The 20,946-nt window shown below is 67.1% G+C and carries 17 protein-coding genes, 4 tRNA genes and 1 pseudogene; 7 read left to right on the top strand and 15 right to left on the bottom strand.

The window, feature by feature from the left end:
* Positions 1 to 396: 396 nt before the first annotated feature.
* The gene (locus tag ON39_RS20575) at positions 397 to 1,386 is read left to right on the top strand and encodes a LysR family transcriptional regulator (protein WP_083894572.1); all 990 of its coding nucleotides are present in this window, start codon (positions 397 to 399) and stop codon (positions 1,384 to 1,386) included.
* A gap of 198 nt (positions 1,387 to 1,584) precedes the next feature.
* Here ON39_RS20575 and ON39_RS20570 read toward each other — a convergent pair whose 3' ends face one another.
* Positions 1,585 to 2,751 carry a hypothetical protein gene (locus ON39_RS20570; protein ID WP_146251406.1) on the bottom strand — a complete coding sequence of 389 codons (1,167 nt, stop codon included), beginning with the start codon at positions 2,749 to 2,751 and terminating at the stop codon, positions 1,585 to 1,587.
* 593 nt (positions 2,752 to 3,344) lie between these two features.
* Between ON39_RS20570 and ON39_RS20565 the strand changes: the two genes are divergently transcribed.
* Complete coding sequence (locus tag ON39_RS20565) at positions 3,345 to 4,292, top strand: hypothetical protein (protein ID WP_246003233.1); 948 nt, start codon at positions 3,345 to 3,347, stop codon at positions 4,290 to 4,292.
* Here ON39_RS20565 and ON39_RS20560 read toward each other — a convergent pair.
* A complete protein-coding gene (locus ON39_RS20560) occupies positions 4,258 to 5,484 on the bottom strand; it encodes a sigma factor-like helix-turn-helix DNA-binding protein (protein WP_040736720.1) in 1,227 nt (408 codons plus the stop codon). The genes ON39_RS20565 and ON39_RS20560 overlap by 35 nt on opposite strands.
* Before the next feature lie 420 nt (positions 5,485 to 5,904).
* Complete coding sequence (locus tag ON39_RS20555) at positions 5,905 to 6,258, bottom strand: ArsR/SmtB family transcription factor (protein ID WP_211336517.1); 354 nt, start codon at positions 6,256 to 6,258, stop codon at positions 5,905 to 5,907.
* Between the two features lie 89 nt (positions 6,259 to 6,347).
* Between ON39_RS20555 and ON39_RS20550 the strand changes: the two genes are divergently transcribed.
* On the top strand, positions 6,348 to 7,118 hold the full coding sequence (locus ON39_RS20550) for a glucose 1-dehydrogenase (RefSeq protein WP_040736716.1): 771 nt from the start codon (positions 6,348 to 6,350) through the stop codon (positions 7,116 to 7,118).
* A gap of 542 nt (positions 7,119 to 7,660) precedes the next feature.
* Positions 7,661 to 9,646 carry a DNA topoisomerase (ATP-hydrolyzing) subunit B gene (gyrB, locus tag ON39_RS20545; protein ID WP_040736715.1) on the top strand — a complete coding sequence of 662 codons (1,986 nt, stop codon included), beginning with the start codon at positions 7,661 to 7,663 and terminating at the stop codon, positions 9,644 to 9,646.
* A 15-nt stretch (positions 9,647 to 9,661) separates the two neighbouring features.
* Here gyrB and ON39_RS20540 read toward each other — a convergent pair whose 3' ends face one another.
* From ON39_RS20540 to ON39_RS20525, 4 genes are all read right to left on the bottom strand, one after another.
* Positions 9,662 to 9,919: a hypothetical protein gene (locus ON39_RS20540; RefSeq protein WP_246003193.1), complete on the bottom strand. Its 258-nt coding sequence runs from the start codon at positions 9,917 to 9,919 to the stop codon at positions 9,662 to 9,664.
* 175 nt (positions 9,920 to 10,094) lie between these two features.
* Entirely contained in the window at positions 10,095 to 10,316 is a 222-nt protein-coding gene (locus tag ON39_RS20535) for a hypothetical protein (protein WP_040736713.1), read from the bottom strand.
* 166 nt (positions 10,317 to 10,482) lie between these two features.
* Complete coding sequence (locus tag ON39_RS20530) at positions 10,483 to 11,424, bottom strand: phytanoyl-CoA dioxygenase family protein (protein ID WP_051186847.1); 942 nt, start codon at positions 11,422 to 11,424, stop codon at positions 10,483 to 10,485.
* Between the two features lie 228 nt (positions 11,425 to 11,652).
* Positions 11,653 to 12,579 (bottom strand): DMT family transporter, encoded by a 927-nt coding sequence (locus tag ON39_RS20525; RefSeq protein ID WP_051186846.1) that lies wholly within the window; start codon positions 12,577 to 12,579, stop codon positions 11,653 to 11,655.
* Between the two features lie 408 nt (positions 12,580 to 12,987).
* Here ON39_RS20525 and ON39_RS20520 point away from each other — a divergent pair, with 408 nt between their 5' ends.
* Positions 12,988 to 13,404 carry a hypothetical protein gene (locus ON39_RS20520; RefSeq protein ID WP_146251362.1) on the top strand — a complete coding sequence of 139 codons (417 nt, stop codon included), beginning with the start codon at positions 12,988 to 12,990 and terminating at the stop codon, positions 13,402 to 13,404.
* Between the two features lie 179 nt (positions 13,405 to 13,583).
* Here the strand turns inward: ON39_RS20520 and ON39_RS20515 are convergent.
* The 3 genes from ON39_RS20515 to ON39_RS20505 all read right to left on the bottom strand — a co-directional run bounded on the left by ON39_RS20515 (position 13,584) and on the right by ON39_RS20505 (position 13,849).
* Positions 13,584 to 13,658: transfer RNA gene (locus tag ON39_RS20515), tRNA-Val, on the bottom strand.
* A gap of 1 nt (position 13,659) precedes the next feature.
* A tRNA-Cys gene (locus ON39_RS20510) sits at positions 13,660 to 13,730 on the bottom strand.
* 47 nt (positions 13,731 to 13,777) lie between these two features.
* Positions 13,778 to 13,849 (bottom strand) — tRNA-Gly (locus ON39_RS20505).
* A 418-nt stretch (positions 13,850 to 14,267) separates the two neighbouring features.
* On the opposite strand from ON39_RS20505, the gene ON39_RS20500 reads away from it, so the two are divergent.
* A tRNA-Val gene (locus tag ON39_RS20500) sits at positions 14,268 to 14,342 on the top strand.
* A gap of 93 nt (positions 14,343 to 14,435) precedes the next feature.
* Here the strand turns inward: ON39_RS20500 and ON39_RS20495 are convergent.
* Entirely contained in the window at positions 14,436 to 14,858 is a 423-nt protein-coding gene (locus ON39_RS20495) for a ChaB family protein (protein ID WP_040736708.1), read from the bottom strand.
* A gap of 250 nt (positions 14,859 to 15,108) precedes the next feature.
* Between ON39_RS20495 and ON39_RS20490 the strand changes: the two genes are divergently transcribed.
* On the top strand, positions 15,109 to 15,312 hold the full coding sequence (locus ON39_RS20490) for an EF-hand domain-containing protein (protein WP_146251363.1): 204 nt from the start codon (positions 15,109 to 15,111) through the stop codon (positions 15,310 to 15,312).
* A 59-nt stretch (positions 15,313 to 15,371) separates the two neighbouring features.
* Here ON39_RS20490 and ON39_RS20485 read toward each other — a convergent pair whose 3' ends face one another.
* The 4 genes and pseudogenes from ON39_RS20485 to ON39_RS20470 all read right to left on the bottom strand — a co-directional run.
* Positions 15,372 to 16,925 carry a phytoene desaturase family protein gene (locus ON39_RS20485; protein WP_040736705.1) on the bottom strand — a complete coding sequence of 518 codons (1,554 nt, stop codon included), beginning with the start codon at positions 16,923 to 16,925 and terminating at the stop codon, positions 15,372 to 15,374.
* Complete coding sequence (locus ON39_RS20480; protein ID WP_040736704.1) at positions 16,922 to 18,004, bottom strand: 3-oxoacyl-ACP synthase III family protein; 1,083 nt, start codon at positions 18,002 to 18,004, stop codon at positions 16,922 to 16,924. Before ON39_RS20480 ends, ON39_RS20485 begins: the two co-directional genes overlap by 4 nt.
* On the bottom strand, positions 18,001 to 20,310 hold the full coding sequence (locus ON39_RS20475) for a beta-ketoacyl-[acyl-carrier-protein] synthase family protein (RefSeq protein WP_083894569.1): 2,310 nt from the start codon (positions 20,308 to 20,310) through the stop codon (positions 18,001 to 18,003). The genes ON39_RS20480 and ON39_RS20475 overlap by 4 nt, the downstream gene beginning before the upstream one ends.
* A gap of 57 nt (positions 20,311 to 20,367) precedes the next feature.
* Positions 20,368 to 20,946 (bottom strand): annotated as a pseudogene (locus tag ON39_RS20470) (beta-ketoacyl-[acyl-carrier-protein] synthase family protein); the annotation flags it as partial.

Here is a 20,946-nt window from a genome sequence, read left to right as displayed (position 1 = left end):
GCGTTGGGTGAGCCTGGCGGGCAGTGACCCAGCAGGCACCTCGGTGACGTGGGTTCGACCGGCCGCGGCACTGTTCACCAGCCAGCCAGAGGAGGGCAGAGGATCTCGATGATGCGGCGCACGAAGCACAGCGCGTCTCGATAGTCCTCGGCCAGATGACCGGTGAACTCCCACGTGCGCGAATGTCGTTCGCCCTCGTCGACTTACACCTGCCGACGGGGTGCGGCGGTGGCGCGGTTGCCGATGTGGACCTGACCGTGCTGCCACATACACAGGTCCTCACAGAGGGTTTCGTTCGGCAGGACCTCCGTCGAGCGCAGCGCTGAGACACGGGCCATCACCCTCGCGATTTTGGTGTCGGCTCTCTCCGCTGGCGATAATCCAGGGGTGGAGGCGCTGGACATGAATCTGCTGGTGGCACTGGACGCGCTGCTGGAGACGAACAGCGTCACCCAGGCGGCTGAGCGGCTGCACACCTCGGCCCCGGCGATGAGCCGGACGCTGGCCAGGCTGCGCCGCGTGCTCGGCGATCCGCTGCTCGTGCGGGCCGGTCGCCATCTGGTGCCGACGCCCCGCGCACTGGAATTGCGTTATGAGGTGGGCACTCTCGTCGAACAGGCGCGGGCGGTGCTGACGCCGAGGGGAGCGATCGATCCGGCCGCGCTGAAGCGGAGCTTCGCGGTGCAGGCGGGCGACGCGGTGCTCACCGAGCTGGCCGCACCGCTCCTGGCCACCGTGCGCGCGCAGGCGCCGGGTGTCACGCTGCGCTTCCTCCCCGACACCCTCGAGGGCACCGCGGCCTTGCGCGACGGCCGGGTCGATATCGAGGTCGGCGTGATCGACCACGCCGATCCGGAGACGACGGTGCGCCGAGTGCTCGGCGACCGGATGATCGGCATCGCCGCCGCCGACCACCCGCTGGTCACCAAGCGCGTGACGGTAGCCCGGTTCGCGGCGGCGGCCCACCTCAGCATCTCCCGCAACGGCCTCGCCCGCGGCCCGATCGACGACCGCCTCGCACTACACGGCCGCACCCGCCGCGTGGTCGCCACCGTGGCGAACCTCAGCACCGCCCTGTTCGCGGTGAAAGACAGCGACCTCGTATGCCCCGGCCCCGCCAGACTGAGCCGCTCCGTCCTCCCCGCCCTCGGCCTACGCGCCTTCGAAATCCCCCTGCCCCTCCCCGAACTCCCCATCGGCATGGCCTGGCACCCCCGCAACACCGCCGACAACGGCCACCGCTGGCTACGCGAGTTGATCGCCACAATCCTCACCAGATCCGCCGAGACCGATCCAGCGCAAACGGACTCGGATACGCCCCAACCACAACTCGATTCGACCCGGTCCAGACCCAACCCGGTCCAGCCGGGCCTCGCGTCGGCGTAGACACACCTCGACCCGAGGCGGCCGAACAGCTTCGGCAAGGCCGAGCAGGTGGTCAAGCGATCATAAGGAACTGACGGCGGCATCGCCCCGAGAAGCGTCCGCCACCAGTCCCTCTCGGGCTGGATTGCGGGCGGGGTGGTTCGGCTGGAGTTGGGTGTGGTTCGGGTTGGACTGTTTTCGACTCCGCTTGAGCGGAACTCAGGAGAGCGGGGGCGGGCTGGACAGCCGGTAGTCGCGCGGGGTGTCGGTGCTGCGCTCCGGTTGATAGCCGGTGGAGGTCAGGTCGGTGGCGGGCGGGCCGAAGACGTCGGAGCGGCCCAGGGGAGCGGCGGCCGTTTTCTTCAGTTCGTCCAGCATGGCCTGGAGCTTGTCGACGTGGGTGTTGTCGACGGGAATGAGGTCTTCCTCGGCGCGGTGCGCGCCGGTCAGCGTGGTGCCGTTCGTCTCCGTCGTGGCGCCGTTCTTGCGGCCGCCGTCCGACGAGGCGACCATGCTCTCGTACGAATTCTCGTGCGAGCCGGTGAAATTCTCGTACGACGAGGTCGCCGGTTCACGCGGCGCGGTGAAGCTGGACTGCCGCACGGGCAGCGGCTCACGCGGCGTCGGCGCGGTGAAGTTCGTCGACGACGCGGGAATCGGTTCGCGCGGCGTGGCAGTGGGTTCGCGCGGCGTGGAAATCGGTTCGCGGGGTGTGGAAATGGGTTCCCGCGGTGTAGCGATGGGCTCGCGCGGCGTGGTGAAGCTCTGCGAGGTCGCCGGACTCGGCTCATACGCGGGTTCGCGCGGTGTCTCATACGCGGGTTCGCGCGGTGTGCCGAATCCGCGTTGCGGCACCCCGTTCGCCTCGTGCGACGCGGAGTCACGCGCGTTCGTCGCGGCGCTCGGCGAAGGCTCGTAGCGCCGCGAGACGCTCTCCCTGGCGGCCGCGGCGTTCTCGCCGGCGATCGCGTTCTCCCGGGTCGTCGACGCCGGCTCGTGCGGACTACCGATGCTCTCCCGCGCGGTGGGAACGGTCACGGAGCGCGAGGGCGCGGCGACGGAGTTCCTGCGGGACGCGGCGCGCGGCAGCGGCCGCTCGGCGCGCTCGCTGTCCGGCGCGGAGTGCGCGGGCGTCCCACCGCCGGACTCGACCTTCTCCAGCCGCCCGTCGATGCCCGAGATGTCCTGCCCGGCACGGAAAGCCCACGCCTCGAGCTTGGCCAGCCGCGCCTCGACGCTGTGGTCAGCGGGCGCCGACTCGGTGCGGTCGACGCCGTCGACCCGGGCCGCGACGGCGTCCAGTTTGTCGCTGACCTCACGGAGAACCGACGCGATGCTCGACAGCATCGCGCCGATCGACTCGCCGGTCTCTTGACCGTGCTCCATCCAGTAACCCACTTCCCCGTATCGGCCCAGCTCGCACTCGGCCGGACGATTCTATCCGTCCAGTTGGAAATACGCGGTTCGCGATCGTGCCGCGCTGACGCTCGGCACGATCGCGCGCCGACGTCGTCGGTTCGCGGACCGGTTCGCCCACCGGCCCCTTGGATCTGATCGAAGCAGCGTAGGCGGGCCGTCCCACGCCGGTGCAGGCGGAGGTCGGCGCGATCCCGTTTGTCCGGAACAGTTCTGCTTGCCACTCGGCGGCCGGCCGAGGCGCATCCGGGACGTAGCCTAAGCGCATTTCGGCTCCGGCGGCATCCCGAAGGGAGTGCGGCAGCGCACATCGACGCGCGGCGCGGCCCGATCGCAGGATGGCAGTTAGTGTCAATCCGCCGACATATGCGTGTCGTTGTGGCCGTCCGCCGCGGCGAAATTCCTTGTGGCACAGCCTACACCGGGCCCTCGACCGGAAATCTGTCACCGTGGCGCACCCGGGCGCGGGGTGAACAGGACTGGCGAGGTTCGCGAGTCTGACGCACTCTTGATCTATGGCGTAGGTCGCCAGACCTGCGGTGGTTGGGCAGGGGAGTGGTCGCGTGAGAACGAAGCAGCGGGCCGAGATAGCCTGCGGTCGCAAGGCGATGCTCGCCGAGTTGGGTATAGCGGACGGCGCGGGCAGAGCCCGCGGGCGCTCCGGCGGATACGGCTGTAAGTGTCCGGAATGCGACGCCGCGCAATGGGATATGCGGCGGTTGAAATACTGGGTGTGCGGCAGATTGCTGGCGTACGGCGCCGACGTGGCCGAGGTGGACCGCCGGGTGGACGGTCTGCCCGTGGACATCTACTGGCGCAAGGGCGATCGCGAGTTCGTCATCGAGGTGCGCAGCGGTGCGCTGGAACGCGCTCTCGCGCAGGAACATACGGATCGGCTGCGCGCGGCCGGCATCGAGGACGTGCTCTGGCTCTGCCCGCCCGGATACTGGGTCGATCACCTGCACGCGCTCGGCATCGCCGACTTCGCCCCGCCGGCCTGCGATTGCCAGGCGGTGACCGGCGTGCTCGACACCGCGCACAGCGCGGTCGCCTCGCCGCGCAGGCACCCGCTCGAGCTGCGTGATTTCATCCGCGGCTGGGTCAATGACGAGATCGTGTGGGGATATCGTGATGTGACGACAGGAGGTTGGGCCACCGTGGCCGACTGGGAGCACCACACGAAGACGCAGGCGCTGATCATCGCCCGGCAGCGGCAGGAGCTGGTCAACCAGCGCACCACGCTCGCCCTGTCCCGGAAGACCGTGCGCGACAAGCAGAAACACCTCATGAAGCTGACCGCCCGGTTGGAGCGGGCCGAGCAGGAGGCGCAGGAGCGGGCCGACGCGCTCGCGCAGGCGCGCCGCAAGATCGACGACCATCACCGCGTCGACACGTCGCTGCGCAACACCATCAAGCACCTGCAGCAGACCATCAATCACTGGCAGTTGGTGACCTGCTGCGCGATGATGCTGATCGTCACGTTCCTCGCGGGCGCGATGGTGGTGCGCTGAGCCGGAACGGGCCACGGTCCCAACGCCATTCGTTGCGCAGGACCAGGGCGATGAAGTCGAGCAGCTCCAGACCGGTGTCGTCGCGGACCTGACGGATCGCTGCCCAGCTCACCGGCCCGCGCGCGACGAGGTCGCTGAGCGCGGCCGCGCTGCTCGCGTCGACCTTCCTGGCGAGCAGATCGGGGAGGCCGATGAGGCTGCCGGTCCAGACGAGCCAGCCCCAGCCCTTGCCGTGCGCGTAGGCGCGTCCCGCCGCCGCCTTCGCTCGATTGACGTGGAACGCAACATGTCCGAGCGGTTGGACATCGATCAGCACGACGCGGCCGTCGGTGAGCCGCGCGGCGATGCCGGGATAGCAGAGGTGCTGGGTGCCGTCCATGTCATAGCTGATCGCGGCCGGATGCTCCTGGAACGACTCGACCAGGTCGCTCGCGTTGAGTATCCACAGCAGCCGCGCCTCCAAGCCGGAGTCGAACGGCACGTCCCGCCCGACCTTGTCGAGGTAGAAGCGTCCGCGCCCGTCGTCGTCGCTGTCGACGGTGCGGGCGGAGGTCACCGGTAGCGCGTCCGGGGTCGCCGAGTTCGGCCAATCCACCTGCCCCAGCCACGGATTCAGCTGACTCGTCGCACGCGGTTCCGCGTCGCGCAGCTTGGCCAGCCGTCGATTCGTCTTCTTCTGCCAGGCGGCGATGCGTTGGGTCACGAATCCGGCGATCCGTTTCGCGTCTTCGGCGGCGTGCCCGGCCAGGCGCAATTTCAAGTAGGACAGCTCGTTCGCCGCGATGTCGGTGTCGGTCGCGTACGTCTCCACCAGCAACGCGCGCACGAGTTGCTGGTCGCGCGCGCCGACCGGGTAGCGCGCGGCGAACACGCTCGCGGCCCGGTGCCCGTTGAGCTGGGCGTCGCGGATCAGCTTGCCGACGGCCCTGGTGTGCAACTGCCGAATCCGGTCGCGGGACAGGTCGTAGCGCGCGCCGATCTTCGCCAGCGTCTCGGGTTGCTCACCGGTGACGCCGAGTCGATAGGTCAGGATCTCCCCGTCCTTGGCCTTGCGGTCGGCCTGCATCGCGATCAACTCGGCCAGCAGCTCGTTGACCTCTTCGAGACCGAACGAGATGTCGTCCTGCAGATCGAGTAGCTCGGGATCGGTCCCGTCCGACGCGGGCGCCTCGACCTCCCCGCTTACCGTCACGCTACGACCCCCTGCCTCGATTTTCTCGCTGTGGTTCTGTGCGGCTCAGCCTAGTGCCGACCACCGACATTTCCGGCGCAGTGGGCGCGGGGTGGCCGGTCTCGGCTCGCGAGGGTGTGCCACGCTCTCACCGTCACTGACGACCTGCGACCCCCGACTATCGGACAGTCGCTCAGTGTCACTGACAGTTCCGAGTTCGTTCTGCGACGCTGCGTCCGACTGGCCTGCCGATCACGTTGCGCGCCTTCGACTTCGCGCCGACGGCGAGCAAGCTCGGCGTGCGCGGTCCACGACGTCGACGCGGCACTCGGCTCGACAGCAACGTCCGGTCGCTGAGTATGCGGCGCGGTCGCCGGCGGGCCGTGGCCCCATTCCCGCGTGCGCAGGGAGCACACCTGGCCTACCTGCTCGAGCGGAGGATCATCCCTGCGTACGTGGGGAAGCACTGCCCGCAGCCGCGAACGGATCCTCGGTTTCGTTCCGAGCCGCCGCAAGCAATGAGTCGAGCAGCCCGGGAAACCTGGCATCCAAATCTTCCCGCCGCAACGACTGCAACGTCTCGCGCCCAGAAACCCGCTGCCAGATGATGCCCGCGTCGCGTAGCACCCGGTAGTGGTGGGTCAGGTTCGACTTCGGCACGCCGTCCACGATCGAGCCGCAGGTGTGCTCGCACCCGTCGGCCAGCACTCGAACAATGCACAGCCGCAAGGGGTTTCCCAGCGCGGAGAGCACGTTCGTCAACTCGATCTGCGCCCGATCGGGGTGTGCCGTCATCACGCGGTCCAGGATAGCTCCATTGTTGACAAACAGTCGAACTGTACGTAAGTCTTTGAACAGTTAAACCGACGTGAAAGGTCGCTCCGATGCGCGCTGCTAGTTCCCGATTCGACGACAAGATCGCCCTCATCACCGGCGGCACCAGCGGCATGGGGCTGGCGACCGCCCGCCGCCTGCTCGACGAGGGTGCGCGGGTGGTCATCACGGGTCGCGAGAAGACCCGGCTCGACGCCGCCGTCCAGGAGTTGGCCGCCGGAGACCGTGTGCTTGCCGTGGCCGGCGACGCCGCGAACCTCGCCGACCTCGACGCGCTGACCGCCGCGATCGACGATCGGTTCGGCCGCCTGGATCTGGTCTTCGCCAACGCGGGCATCGGCGCGTTCCAGCAGATCACCGACGTCACCGAAGCCGAGTTCTATCGCGTCGTCGACATCAACTTCAAAGCGGCGTTCTTCACCATCCAGAAGGCCCTCCCGCTGCTGGCCGAGGGCGGCGCCATCGTGATCAACGCGTCGTTCGCGCTGCACAAGGGCAGCCCCGGCGCCGCTCTCTACTCCGCCACCAAAGCGGCTGTGCACAACCTCGCGCGCACCCTCGCGGCCGAGCTGGCGCCCAAGCGGATTCGGGTCAACTCGGTGAGTCCCGGTTACACCGCCACTCCGGCATTCGAGGCGGAGGCCTCGGAGGATGTGAGGGCCAGTGCGGTCGCCGCCGTGGCGTCGGGTCGCATCGGCACCTCCGAGGAGGTTGCCGCCGCGGTCGCGTTCCTCGCCTCGGACGAGGGGGCCTACATCAACGGGCAGGATCTGCTGATCGATGGCGGACTGGTGAATGCCACTCCGGCGGCGATGATCTAGCTCTCGAGCGCGCAGACCTCGTGGAATGCGTTGGCGGCGCGGAAGGCTCGCCCGGGGCGAGGCTTCGGAGGAAGTGCTCCGACTCGAATTGTGGCGGCGACCCCGGTGCCGCTCATCCCCGCATGCTGCGGCAGACGATGTGAAGGTCCGGCCCTGGGTAGTTGAGCTCCGGTCCCTGCCGTACCACGCGGTCGCATGTAGACCTGTGACGTGAAAGTTGATATGTCATGAAACAGTGGATTCGCCAAATCGGCCGATTTCCCATATTTGACGCCTAGCGAGCCCGTGGAGACTCTGGTAGTGCGGCTCGAATAGGGGGGATCGTTCGATAGGTTTTGAGACGATCCCTATGGACGCTAGCCGTGTCGAATCGACACGTCTTGCCGGTTTATGGCTAGGATAGAGAAGTAACTAGCGGCGAACCCTTCGGCGCGTTGCGCGCAGCACGCGCGAGGACCGTACTTCTCCTCAACACCCTTGGTGGGCTCTCCGTGTGCGAACGCCGCTGCGCCGGAGTCAGCAAGCAGGGAGGGCCTCGACCAGTGGCTGCCAAACACTCGCGGAAACCCACAACGCCCGAACCGGGGTACGACGCCTCGTCGGTCACCGTTCTCGAGGGCTTGGAGGCGGTCCGCAAGCGACCCGGCATGTATATCGCGGACACCGGCGAACGCGGATTGCACCAGCTGGTGCGGGAGATCGTCGACAACTCCGTCGACGAGGCGATGGCCGGCTACGCCACCCGGGTCGACGTCACCCTGCTCGCCGACGGCGGCGTCGAGGTCGCCGACGACGGCCGCGGCATCCCCGTCGAGATGCACGAGCTGGGGATTCCGACGGTCGAGGTCGTCATGACCGTGTTGCACGCCGGCGGCAAGTTCGACTCCCAGACCTACGCGGTGTCCGGCGGACTGAATGGCGTAGGGCTGTCGGTCGTGAACGCGCTCTCGACCCGAGTCGAGTTGGAGATAGACCGCGACGGCTACCACTGGACGCAGAACTATCTGCGCGCCAAGCCCGAGGAACTCGTACGCGGCGCGCCCACCCGGCGCACGGGCAACACCACCCGGTTCTGGCCGGACCCGGAGATCTTCGAGACGACCACCTTCAACCTGGAGACCGTCGCACGCCGCATGCAGGAGATGGCGTTCCTGAACCAGGGCCTGACCATCGTCCTCGCCGACGAGCGGGCGACCGCCGACGAGATGGCCGATACGCCGGAGGGCGCCGAGAACGCGAAGCCGCGGACCTTCCACTACCCCGGCGGCCTGGAGGATTTCGTCCGTCATCTCAACCGGACCAAGCAGCCGATCCACAACTCGGTCGTCAGGTTCACCGGCACCGGCGCCGGTCAGCAGCTAGAAGTCGCGATGCAGTGGAACGCGGGGTATTCGGAGTCGGTGCACAGCTTCGCCAACACCATCAACACGCATGAGGGCGGTACTCACGAGGAGGGTTTCCGCGCGGCGTTGACGACGGTGGTCAACAAGTACGCCAAGGACAAGAAGCTGTTCAAGGAGAAGGACGGCAACCTCACCGGTGACGACATCCGGGAGGGTCTGGCCGCGATCGTGAGCGTGCGGGTGCGCGAGCCGCAGTTCGAGGGGCAGACCAAGACCAAGCTGGGCAACACCGAGGTCAGATCGTTCGTGCAGAAGGCATGCAACGAGCACCTCACGTACTGGTTCGAGGCCAATCCCGCCGACGCCAAAACGATTGTGACCAAGGCTATCTCGTCTGCGCACGCGCGTACCGCCGCGCGTAAGGCGCGAGAGTTGGTGCGGCGCAAGAGCGCCAACGATCTCGGCGGATTGCCGGGTAAGTTGGCCGACTGCCGGTCGAAGGATCCGAGCAAGTCCGAGATCTACATCGTCGAGGGCGATTCGGCCGGCGGCTCGGCCAAGTCCGGCCGCGACTCGATGTACCAGGCGATCCTGCCGCTGCGCGGAAAGATCATCAACGTCGAGAAGGCGCGCATCGACCGAGTCCTCAAGAACAACGAGGTTCAAGCGATTATCACCGCGTTCGGCACCGGCATCCACGACGAGTTCGATATCGCCAAGTTGCGCTATCACAAGATCGTGTTGATGGCCGACGCCGACGTCGACGGCCAGCACATCGCGACGCTGCTCTTGACGCTGCTGTTCCGGTTCATGCGCCCGCTGGTCGAGCAGGGGCACGTGTATCTGGCCCAGCCGCCGTTGTACAAGCTCAAGTGGCAGCGCAGCGACCCGGAGTTCGCCTACTCCGACCGCGAACGCGACGCCCTGCTCGCCGAGGGTCGGGCCGCGGGCAAGAAAATCAACCCGGACGACGGTGTCCAGCGCTACAAGGGTCTCGGCGAGATGAATCCCAAGGAACTGTGGGAGACCACTATGGACCCCGCCGTCCGCGTCCTGCGTCAAGTGACGCTCGACGACGCCGCCGCGGCCGACGAGCTGTTCAGCGTGCTGATGGGCGAGGATGTCGAAGCCCGCCGCATCTTCATCACCCACAACGCCAAGGACGTTCGCTTTCTCGACGTGTAGTCCCGTCGCCCTGCGTCACCCGCAGCAGAACGGATCGTCGCAGGGCTGCCCGGCCTCACTGCCGTAGGCCACGAAATTCTCGACAGGAGCCAAAACCTCCTCGGCGATAACCGATTCCAACATCGGCCACGGCTCCAACGGCCGTCCCCAAGTCGACGGCGCTTGGTCGATATCGAACCGCGGCACACCATCCACGAACAACGTCCACAGCGCGTGATCGGGGAATGCGTTGATCCGCAGCACCCACCATCGATCGTTCACCAGCGCGGCCACCGGAAAGTTCGTATTCCCCGTTCGCCGCCACTGAGGGCGCGCATTCAGTTCAGGCGCTGTCATAGCCCCAGTCTCCTCGAAGCCATCGGCTACGCGAGCGTCCACGGACTGCCAGGTCGGCGTGCCCGTTGCGAGCCATACGCGCTGCCCCTGATGTGCGGCGCACCCTCGTCGGCTATTTGAGCAAACCGATGATGGACGCGATGGTGCCCACAACTCCGGCGATGACCCCCACGACGTTCCACACCGGCGAGGTCCATACGCTGGATCGATCCGGTTGCGCCTCAGGCGTATTCGGTATTCGTCGCCGCCTGACGCGCAGCGAGGAGCCGCCGAGAACACTCAGTACGACAATCAGCAGCGAGATCACCAGCAAGAGGAACAACGTCGCCTGCATTGTTCGACTTTAGGCCCGTCGCTGCCGGGTCGGGCGCGGTTTCCCTCGCCGGGTCGGTGGTTGTCGGCCCGGGCGAGGTCCAAGCTGTCACCGAATTCGCCCAGGCCTGCGACATCGCTCCACCCGGTATCGACGAGAGCTCAGGGCGCGGAGACTATTGCATCCATCATCGAGCGGTCCCGACCACGGGGTTGAGGTGTGAGGACGCGAGCGCGCCCGGTTCGACTCCGGGAAGGAAGTCCGGCCAGCTGCCGCTCAACATGGTGGGCTGGTCGATCACCCTGGTGCCGTCCTCGTAGTAGGTGGACGACAGCACCCGCCGCGGTGCGGTGGTCCGGTTGACACCGGCGGTGTGGAACGTGTCGGCGGCGTGGAAGGACACGTCGCCGACCTCGAAGGGGCGGGCATCCGGCGCCACGCCGCGCGAGCGCAGTTCGGCGGCGACGCGATCGTCGTAGGAGCGGTCCTGGACCGTGACCGGGATCGAGAGCAGCTCGGCGGTCACCGCCGCGCGAGGCAGACACGCGAGCGGCCCCATACCGGCGGGCACGTCGTGCAACGGTATCCACGACGTGCACACGGCCGTGGAGGCCAGCGGGTAGTGGTCGCGGTCGCGATGCCATGGCGTGCGGCCGCAATGGGGCTCCTTGGAGAGCAGGTTGTCGTGGTAGAGCCGCACCGCGTCGACGCCCATCAGCTGTGCGGCGATATCGCCGATGCGGCGGGACAACGCCACCATCAGCATCAACGAATCGCGCCGCCACAGCTGCTCCAGTGCGAGAAACCGGCCCGGACGCGCGGTGCCGTGGGCGTCGAACAGCAGTTGGTCCGCGCGCGCGGCGAGTGCCGCGATCACCTGGGCGGGAATCACTTTCGGAAGTCGCACGTATCCGTTGCGGCGGTAGAACGCGGTGGCGGCGCTGGGCAGTTCGTAGGGATCGTCGAGGGCCGTGAACACTTCGCGGTCGGACGCCGCGCGGGTGTTCGGCTTCGCCGGCGCGGGTTCGGCCGTGTCGGCGTCGATCGGTGGGTTGTTGGCGAGAGTCATGTACCAGTCCCACCATTCCTGGTCGTCCCCGGACCACTGGGCGGTATCACTGGTGTTCACCTGGTTTGTAATCATTGTTCCCCCAATGTGTTTCGTGCATGGAGCCGGTTCCGGCCGGCCTCCCGATCTGGCAACTTCATCGTGAACGGCACCGATCCGATTCTCCCCATTGCGAATCGGGGTGCCGATTCCTGTCATGGATATGTTCAGCACTGCGGCGCAATACCGAACAGGCGGTGTAGCTACGGTGTTCCGACCTCGCCGACTGAAATGCTTTGCAGCGGTTGGTCATCGTACGCGTGCGCATTGCTCATCCTCGGTGTCGACGAGTTCGCTGTTGGCCGAGGATGCCCGCCAATTCTGGGTCAGTGCGACCGCGACGAGTACGACGCCGACGCCGATCAGCATGGTCGCGGTGACATGCTCCTGCAGTACCACGGCACCCAGGATGATGGAGACCACCGGCAGCAGGTAGGTCACCACGGAAGCGGCCACCGAGCCGTCGTCGGCGATGATCCGGAAGTTCAGGATATAGGCGATGCCGGTGCCGAACAGGCCGAGGATCGCGAGCGCGGCCAGCGCATCAGGATGGGCCGTGAGCGTGGGGACGCCGTCGACCAGCAGGACAGGGGCGAGTAGCAGGCCGGCCGCGGACAGTTGGTAAGCGGCCAGCATCAGCGGCGGGATCCCCCGGTTGGTCAGGTACTTCGCCATATAGATGTAGCTGACGGCGAGAAAAGCCGAGCCGATCAGGCATTCGAGGCCGCCCCAGCTCATGATGTCGGTTCCGGTGTGCCACGGCGAGAAGATGAGCACGCAGCCCAGGAATCCGAGAACGAGACCACTCGCTCGGCGACGCGTGTGCCCGCGTCGATCGCCGACCAGTAGGGCTACGAGCATTGTCCATATCGGCGTCGTCGAGTTGGTCACGCCGGCGGCGGACGAGTCGATGCCCTCCTCGCCCAGCGCGAACAACAGGTACGGAATCGCGTTAGCCAACGCGGCGGACACGATCAAATGCCGCCACGGTACGGACCTGGCCTGCAGCCGTTTTCGTTTGATCAGCCACACCACCAACCACAAGAAGGCGGCCCCGATGATCATTCGGCCGAACGTCACCTGGGTGGCGGAAAAGCCACGCAGCGCGACCTTGATCCAGAGAAAAGTCGAGCCCCACAGCGCGGCAAGAATGCCGATCCGCACGATGTTCGCCACTTGGATTGCCCCCCATGGCATTTAACGCCGGTGATGTCGTCCCCCGCAATATCCTTCCATACTGAAGCATCGATGAACTGGGGACAAGACGAAACAACTGGTGACTTTCGAGCGTGCGAGTAACAGAGCATTCAGTACGCTCGAGGAGGCGGACTTCATCAGCTTTTAGCGCGGCTACTGCTCGCGAAGGATCAAATCCGTTCGCACACACTGAAACCGGGGTTTGTGTCACCCCGGGTCGCTACCGTGAGAGTGGTTGACGTTCGCGTGGTTGCTCCGGGGGTGTGGATGCCCCCTCGTCTACCAGCCCCGCGCCGGCTTCCGACCCGCGCATGCCCCGGTGCATGCGCTCCCGCGCGACTGGACCGCCGACTGGCGCAGGCGTATGTGGACCACAGAAAGGCCGCCGTGACCGACAGGCAACACCACACCCCGGCCCAAGCCGAGGAGCTCGCCGCCCGCACACGCCAACTCGCCGCGGCGCTCACCGAGCGTGACGAGTTGCGCGCCGAACTGGACACGACCCGCAACACGCTGCACACCACCGCCGCCAAACTCGCCCGCCAAGCGGCGGTGAACGAGCAAGCCCTCGCCTACCGCAAGGAACTCGAAGCCACGATCACCAGCAAGAACGCCGAACTCCACCGCGCCGACCTGGACGCCAAGACTGTCGAGCAACGGCAGGCCGCCGCCGCACAGGAGATCGCCGACCTCACCGCCCAACTCGCCGAACGAGAACTGCGCATCACCCTCGGCACCGGCATAATGCTCGCGCAAGCCGTTCTTTGCTTGATTCTGGCCCTAGCCCTACTTTTCCTGACCTAGGGTTTCCGCGTCGAACTGCGGGCTGGTCCTGGGACAGATCGGCTCAAACCGCACGCTCAGCCGACAGCGCGGGCCCGCCGCATGCTCAGGCCTGAAGTCGACCGACGGGGAGCGATGGGCACACATTGGCACAAACAAAATCAGACCCCCTCGAAAGGGGGCCTGACCTGGTACTACGGTGGTGCGCGATACTGGGATTGAACCAGTGACCTCTTCCGTGTCAGGGAAGCGCTCTCCCGCTGAGCTAATCGCGCGAGGTGGAGACGGGAATCGAACCCGTGTGCACGGCTTTGCAGGCCGTTGCCTCACCACTCGGCCACTCCACCGTGCGAAGGGGGACGGCTAAACTAGTTTGCCTGGCCCTACCTCTTCGAGCGGATGACGGGATTTGAACCCGCGACCCTCACCTTGGCAAGGTGATGCGCTACCACTGCGCTACATCCGCATGCATCTCGGCGGCTGTTCCGGCCTCCGTGGTGCGAGACAGAACATTAGCGGACGCCGAGTGAAAGCTACAAATCCGCTGGTAGAACGGGGGAAATCCGCGAGGTTGCCAGAGTGGTGGGGGTGGTCGATGTGGTTCTCGAGCCCTAGGGGTCCTCGAGTGACCTGAGTTGTCGGAGCCCGGACCTTCGCGGTGACCGGTCCGAGCCGCCCTGTGGGCGAGGCCGGCCACCCCTCCATCCGGCCGGGTGCACCCACCGCAATCGCGTCGAACCCTCTCGCCGAGACACCCTGCCGCCCACCACCTTCCACCCCTATCCGGGTGGCGATTTGGTGAACCGCCGGTGCCGCATGCTAATGTTCCATCTCGTTCGGAGGGCCTCCCAAACCCCCTGAACCGCCACACGTGGCACTACTCAGGTCCCATAGCTCAGCGGGAGAGCGTCCGCCTCACACGCGGAAGGTCGCTGGTTCGAAACCAGCTGGGACCACCACAAGATAGAGCCCCTGACCTGCGAACGAAGGTTTGGGGCTCTTTCGTTTTAGATGGCCGATCTGGTTGACATCCGCGTAGTCGAGCGCGCCCCTCAGCGTGCTGCCGCGCTTTTGCGCCTATTCGCCTTCATGATGGCGTCGACGAGTTCGTCTTTGTTCATGGTCGAACGCCCTGCGATGTCGAGCCTGCGTGCCACGTCCTGGAGATGTTTCTTGCTGGCGTTCGCGTCGACGCCTTCCGCGGTCTCGCCGCTGGCGTTGGGCCCGCCGCTTTCGGCGCGCGCGTCGGAGGGGCCTCGTTGTTCCTTGGCTTCCCAGTGATCGCCGACCTTCTCGTAACTGTGTTTGAGCGCGGAGTAGGCGACTCGATGAGCGCGCTCTTCGTCGCCGCCGTACTCCTTGATCGCGGAGTCATAGGTCTCGGCGAAGGTGCGCTGCGCTTTGGGCTCGGATCTGGCGAGGGTGCTTGGCAGCTCGCTCTTGATCGGCTTACCTGCCTTCGTGGTTTTCGGCATACGCGTTCTCCTCGGGTAGCCCCTGGCATCGCGTACCCGCGCGCATCCGGGACAAACGCCATGGCAAGCAGGGCGCCGTTCAGTCAATCGGTGACACGCCGCCGTCCGTGCGCCGACGAGCTGCCGCCTGGGCGAATCGGAGTCGCGGGGCTTCGAGATTCGCCTACGATGTGCACGGCTCCCCTTGCGGTTCGGGGATCTCGCCGATGTGTTGAACGCCGATTCGGACAACTACTACGAAGGAGTTGCCATGGCTGACGCTAACGAGACATTTGCTGAGATCGACACCGACAACGACGGCTACATCTCTGTCGCTGAACTGAAGGCCTACCTCGACCGCACTCGCAAGGTCAGCGAGGCGGCCAACACTCGCTACCACGGCCTGCTGGACGAGAACAACGACGGTCAGATCAGCTTCGAGGAGTTCGAGAGGTCTTTCCTGGCGCGGGGTTGATCAACAAGGCCGGGTAGATGGCCGCGAACTGTAGCCATCTACCCCGGCCGCGCGCCGCGCTACCCCTTGCTTCCGTAGCGGCGAAGCGGAACCACCCGCTGAAAATCCGGCGCGAAAACCGCGTGCCCCGCCACGAGCTCGGCCGTTTGAATGCCGGAGCTGACGACGGTGAGCACCCCGCCGCCGGGCTGGGTCCAGTGGCCGGAGAAGTACAGTCCGTCCACCGGCCCGCGGTGCGGCATGCGGTCGGTTCCGCTCTGCTCGGGCGAGTGCTCCCATCCGTAGATCGCGCCGCGCAGGTTCAGCGTGTAGCGCTCCATCGTGCGTGGGGTGCCGCCCTCGATGAAGTCGATGTGGTCGTTGATGCCGGGGATCACCTGTTCCAGCTTGTCCAGCAGGAGCCGTTCGTAGCGAGACTTGTTGTCCCGCCACGATTCGACGGCGTCGTAGGGCAGCAACGTGGAGAGGGTTACCAGATGCCGCGCGTTTCTGGACAGTGTCGGGTCGCTCAGCGTCGGAACCGTCACGGCCAGCGCGGGCACCTCGCCCTTGACCATTTTCTGGAAGACCACGTCGTGGTCCCACTCGTCGTACAGGAAGGTTTCGTGGGCGATATCCAGTTGCTCCAGATCCATATCCGTGGACAGGAACGCGACGGCGGCGGACAACGAGGGCCGCATCGCACGCAGACTTCGCAGGTACGCCGTGTCCACGCCGGGTGTGCCGATCAACTCCGCGCAGGTTTGCACGGGATCGGCGTTCGAGATCACGGTCTCGGCGCGAATCCGCTGCCCGTTGTCCAGGACAACTCCGCCGATCCGGCCGTCCTGCACCAGGATTCGGCGCACGGTGGTCTTCAGGAGCAATTCTCCGCCCGCGTCGGTGAGACCCGAGCCGATAGCGTTGACGAGGTTCTGAAAACTGCCCGCGCAGTAATAGACGCCGAGATCGACGTAGTTCATCAGCATCGGCGCCCACGTGTCGAAGCCCGCTTTCGACGGCGGCACACCGAGATACGGCCACAGCGTGCCGAGCAGAGCCTTGAGCCGTGGGTCGCGAAGATGATCGTCGAAGACCGAACCGGCCGTCCGATGCCGGTACTCGTGCGAGAGCGGCAACCCCGCGGCGCGCAGTTCGCCGGGCGGCAGGTCCGGCGGGGTGCGCATCACTTCACGCGCCAGCTGGGTCGAGAGTCGCTGCAGGCGCCGCAGTCCCAGCTTCTCCCGAGGGAAGAGCCGGGCATGCACGTCGAGGAAGTCCGGTCCGGTGGGCACATCGACGGTCAGCCCGGGGAAGGCGGCTCGGTACAGCAGATCGAGCCGATGAAACGCGCAGCGATCGGCTACGCCGAGGCTGTCGAGCAGCAGGGGCAGCATGCTCGGATGCCCGGTATCGGAGAGCTCGGCGCCGGCGATGAGATGGACGGCGGAGTCGAACACCTGCCGCTTGCGGCTGAACGAGTGCGCGTACCCGCCCAGCCGGTTGTGCCGCTCGACGACGAGCACACTGCGCCCGGTCTGCGCCAGCAGCGCCGCCGCCGTCAGGCCGCCCAGTCCGCTGCCGATGACGACGACGTCGTAACTGTCCCGTTTCGCATCGATCTGAATCGTCATCGCGCGACCTTCCGGGCGGTCCAGGTGAGCGCGGCGCCCGCGTAAATCCAGCGACTGGTTTCGATGGCGAGCAACAGGATTCGATCCCCGGGGCCGATGCGGCCGCGTTGCCACGCGTCGTCCAACGCCAGCGGCACCGCGGCCGAGCCGGTCGCGCCGACATCGGTGAGGTTCTCGACGATCTTGGCCTGCAAGGTTTTCCACGTTTCCGCCGACATACCGCTCGCCTCCAGCTCCGCGGTGAAGTACGGCGCATTGCCTTCGGGCAGCACGCACGCCGCGACATCGGCTATGGTGAGGCCGCTCTCGTCCAGGAGCCGGTCGATCGCTTCGGCGAACACCCGCGGCCCGAACCGTTCCGACTCGACCACATCGAGATGCAGCTGGACGAGACGCTTCGCCGCGAGCTGGTCGGCGATGGGCGCGTGTGTCCCGCCACCGACGATGTGCATGCCCGGCCTGCGGTCGCCGCCCATGCAGGCGTTGACGCCGCCGTGCCACCGGTCCGGTCCTTCGGCGGCGGTCAGCACGAGGGCGCCCGCGCCATCACCGAAGTTGTAGATGGCAATGCGATCGCGGAGCCGGACCGACTGCGGGTCGGCGTGATCGAAGTAGGGGTAGAGCAGCGGCGAGATGACCTCGCTGCCGAGCACGACCGCGTTGGCGTAACGACCGGCGGCCACCATGCGCCACGCGATGTCTAGGGCTTGCACCGCGCCCGCGCATCCGGAGCGCACCTCGATCACCGCACAGCGGGCCAGTCCGAGGCGCGCCTGGACGAAGGTCACCTCGGCGGGCAGATGGTATTCCGGGCTGGAGGTCGACATCACCAGCAGTTCGACCTCGCCCGGTTCGAGGCCGGCGCGGTCGAGCGCCTGCCGTGCGGCCGCCTCGGCCATGTCGGCGTTGCTGACCAGGTGCCGCCCGGTCTTCGGATCGATGGCCCAGTGTCTGCGCTGCACCTGCAGTCCCGCCAGAACCTCGGAAGGCAAAGTGCCGCATAGGTTTTCCAAGTCGGCGTTGGTCAGCGGCGCGCCGGGTAGATAGGCGCCGGTGCTTGCGATCGTTACCGCGGTCATCCCGCACTCCGTTCGGTGGTGGCGCGTGGTGGGGTCAGCACCAGCGCGAAATGGGTCCCGCCCAGCGACGAGCTGTTGATCAGTACCGGCGCGTCGAGCGCCCGATCGGCGGTGAGGGCGATGGCCAGATGCGCACCCGCACCGCCGGGCTCGCCGATCACCCGTTTGGGCGCCTCGATCCGCGGCGGCCGGTCGCCGAAGACGCGGGCGACCGCGACGGCCTCCGCTCGGTCCAACGAGGCGATCCCGGCCGCGTTCGAGTGCAGGACACCGATATCCGACGGCTGCAGCCCCGCCCGTGCCAACGCCGTCCGCATCGCGCGTGCATTGCCGCGGCCGTCTGGATCGGACCGTCCGAGACCCCGGCCATCGAATCCGATGCCGAAGCCGGCGAACTCGCCTAGCACCTCCGCGTCGCGGGCCAAGGCCTTCGACATCGGCTCCAGAACGATGGCGTACGCGCCTTCGACCGCCCGGTAGGCCGAGTCCGCACGGCACAATCCCATCTGCGTATAGGCGGTGCGAGCCGCCGCCGGGAAGACATCGACCGCGGGGACCACGATCGCGTCGGCGGCTGCCCGGCGCAGCAGGTCACGCGCGACGCACAGGGCGGCCGCACCCGCGGCATGCGCCGCGGTCAGGGTCGAGGTGACGCCGGTGAGACCGAGTTTCATGGCGACCTGACCGGCCGCGGCGTTGTAGACGGTGTTCGGGAATACCGCGGGATTCGCCGATGCCGGGCCCTCGTCGAGCAAAGGCACCAGGAACTCCTCGATGCTGCCCAGCGGGCCGAGTCCGGTGCCGAGCACGACGCCGATGCCCGGCGCGGGCCGCGCGATCGGGTCGAGCCCGGCGTCGGCCAGCGCCATCGCGCTCGCCATCACGGCGAAGCGTCCCAGGCGATCGATCCTGCGCCGCTCCTTGCGCGACAGTTCCCGCTCCGGGTCGGCCATCGCTTCCGCGAACTGCTCGGCACGCTCGACTCCCGCTGCAGCACAGCGTAACTGGTTGATCGTCGTCCAGCGTGGACCGAGCGCGGCGAGACCGGTGACCACGATCGGCTCCGTCGGGACGACAGGCGTGGACACCCGGTCGGGCAGCCCGTACAGGACGCTCGCGTTGGCGCCCGCGAAGGCGAAATTGTTGGACATCACGACGCTCGTGTCGAGCGGCTTCGCCCGCAGCGGTACGACATCCATCTCGCACTGTGGATCGATTTCGGTGAAACCCGCTGTCGGGGGCGCGAACTGGTCGCACAGGGCCCGGATCGCGACGATACTCTCGACCGCGCCCGCCGCCCCGAGTAAATGCCCGATCATCGATTTGGTGCTGCTGATCATCGTCTTCGCGGCGGCGTCACCGAAAGCGGTTTTGACAGCGGCGATTTCGGCTGGGTCGTTCTTCGATGTCCCGGTGCCGTGACCGTTGATATAGCCCACCAGGCTCGGCGACACACCGCCGGTCGTGAGTGCCGCAGTGATCGCACGTGCCGCCCCGGCTCCCTCCGGATGTGGTGCGGTGGCGTGGTATCCGTCCGCGGACAGGCCGTATCCGAGCACATCGGCGAGTATCGGCGCACCGTGTGCCTCGGCGACCGCCGCGCGGGTCAGCACCAGCATGCCGCTTCCCTCGCCGAGCGAAAGGCCCTCTCGGTCTTTGGAATACGGTGCGGCCGGTTCCGGCGCGAGCGACTCGAGACTGTTGAAGCCGGCCAGGGTGACCCCGGAGAGCGAGTCGCTGCCGCCCGCGAGAATCATGTCGGCATGGCCTTCGCGCAGCAGCTCCATCGCGTGCGCGATGGCGTGGGCGCCGGACGCGCATGCGGTGTTCACCGACAAGACCGGGCCGCGGAATCCGAAGGCGGTGCCCACCGCCTCCGCGATCATCTGCGGTGCGACCAACAGGTACTGCGCGAGTTCGGCGGTCGCGCCCCGCGATCGCGCGCGCAGCACGTGCTCACCGCTGATCAAACCGCCGTTGCAGGTCGCGAAGACGACGCCGCACCGCTCCGGTCCGATACCGGCTACGTCGAGGCGGCTCGCCGTGAGCGCTTCCTCGGCCGCGACGAGCGCGAAATCCAGTGTGGGCTCGCGGAACTCGCCAGTAACCGGCGAGCGGGCCGGAATGACCGGCACCGGCACCTCGCCGGCGAGCTTCGTCCGGTACCCCGCCATCGGCAGCCGGGTGACCGGGCGGATCGCGACCTCGCCGGCCCGCACGCCGCGCCAGAGTTCGCCGACGCCGACGCCGAAGGCGGTGACCGCCCCCATTCCCGCGACCACGATTCGATCAGCTTGTTCAGCCATGAAGTTCCTCTCGATTTCCGCGACCCGTCCCGCGCGACGCGGCATACCTGACCCGGCCTAGGCGGTGCGGCGCAACGCCACCGCGACCTGCTGACCGGCCAACCCGCGCGCCACCGCCAGCGCCGCACCGATGCGGGTGTCCCGCGCGGACTTCGGCACCCAGTCGAGGTCGCACTCGGGATCGGGATTTTCCAGATGCAGCGTCGGCGGTAGGACGCCGTGGTGCAGCGCCAACGCGGCGACCGCGATGTTCAACGCGCCCGCGGCGCCGACGAGGTGACCGGTCTGCGGTTTGACGCTGCTCGCCGCCACCGAGTCCGCCGCCGATCCGAGCGAGCGCCGGATCGCCCTGGCTTCGGCGATATCGCCCAGCCTGGTAGCACACCCGTGTGCCGCAATGTAATCCACGCGATCCGCTTGCAACGCGGCGTCGTCCAAGGCACGGGTGATCGCCGCCGACAGCGCGTGTCCCGACGATTCCGGCGTCAGCACCTTGCGGTCGTTGGCAGCGCCGGAACCGGCGATCTCGGCATAGCAGCGGGCTCCTCGCGCCATGGCAGCGTCCCGGCGCTCCAGCACGAGGAAGACGGCGCCGTCACCGAGCAGTGAGCCGGACCTGTCCTGATCGAACGGTCG

The organism is Nocardia tenerifensis NBRC 101015 (assembly GCF_000308715.1).
In the GTDB taxonomy this organism is placed as follows: domain Bacteria; phylum Actinomycetota; class Actinomycetes; order Mycobacteriales; family Mycobacteriaceae; genus Nocardia; species Nocardia tenerifensis.
Note: the sequence above shows the minus strand (reverse complement) of the source record. Positions and strands in the feature narration are given on the sequence as shown.

Coding starts and splice junctions, on each gene's coding strand:
- ON39_RS20485 (WP_040736705.1), bottom strand. CDS start 16,925: ATGACGATTCAGATCGATGCGAAACGGGACAGTTACGACGTCGTCGTC.
- ON39_RS20480 (WP_040736704.1), bottom strand. CDS start 18,004: ATGACCGCGGTAACGATCGCAAGCACCGGCGCCTATCTACCCGGCGCG.
- ON39_RS20550 (WP_040736716.1), top strand. CDS start 6,348: ATGCGCGCTGCTAGTTCCCGATTCGACGACAAGATCGCCCTCATCACC.
- ON39_RS20535 (WP_040736713.1), bottom strand. CDS start 10,316: ATGCAGGCGACGTTGTTCCTCTTGCTGGTGATCTCGCTGCTGATTGTC.
- ON39_RS20490 (WP_146251363.1), top strand. CDS start 15,109: ATGGCTGACGCTAACGAGACATTTGCTGAGATCGACACCGACAACGAC.
- ON39_RS20570 (WP_146251406.1), bottom strand. CDS start 2,751: ATGGAGCACGGTCAAGAGACCGGCGAGTCGATCGGCGCGATGCTGTCG.
- ON39_RS20555 (WP_211336517.1), bottom strand. CDS start 6,258: ATGACGGCACACCCCGATCGGGCGCAGATCGAGTTGACGAACGTGCTC.
- ON39_RS20495 (WP_040736708.1), bottom strand. CDS start 14,858: ATGCCGAAAACCACGAAGGCAGGTAAGCCGATCAAGAGCGAGCTGCCA.
- ON39_RS20475 (WP_083894569.1), bottom strand. CDS start 20,310: ATGGCTGAACAAGCTGATCGAATCGTGGTCGCGGGAATGGGGGCGGTC.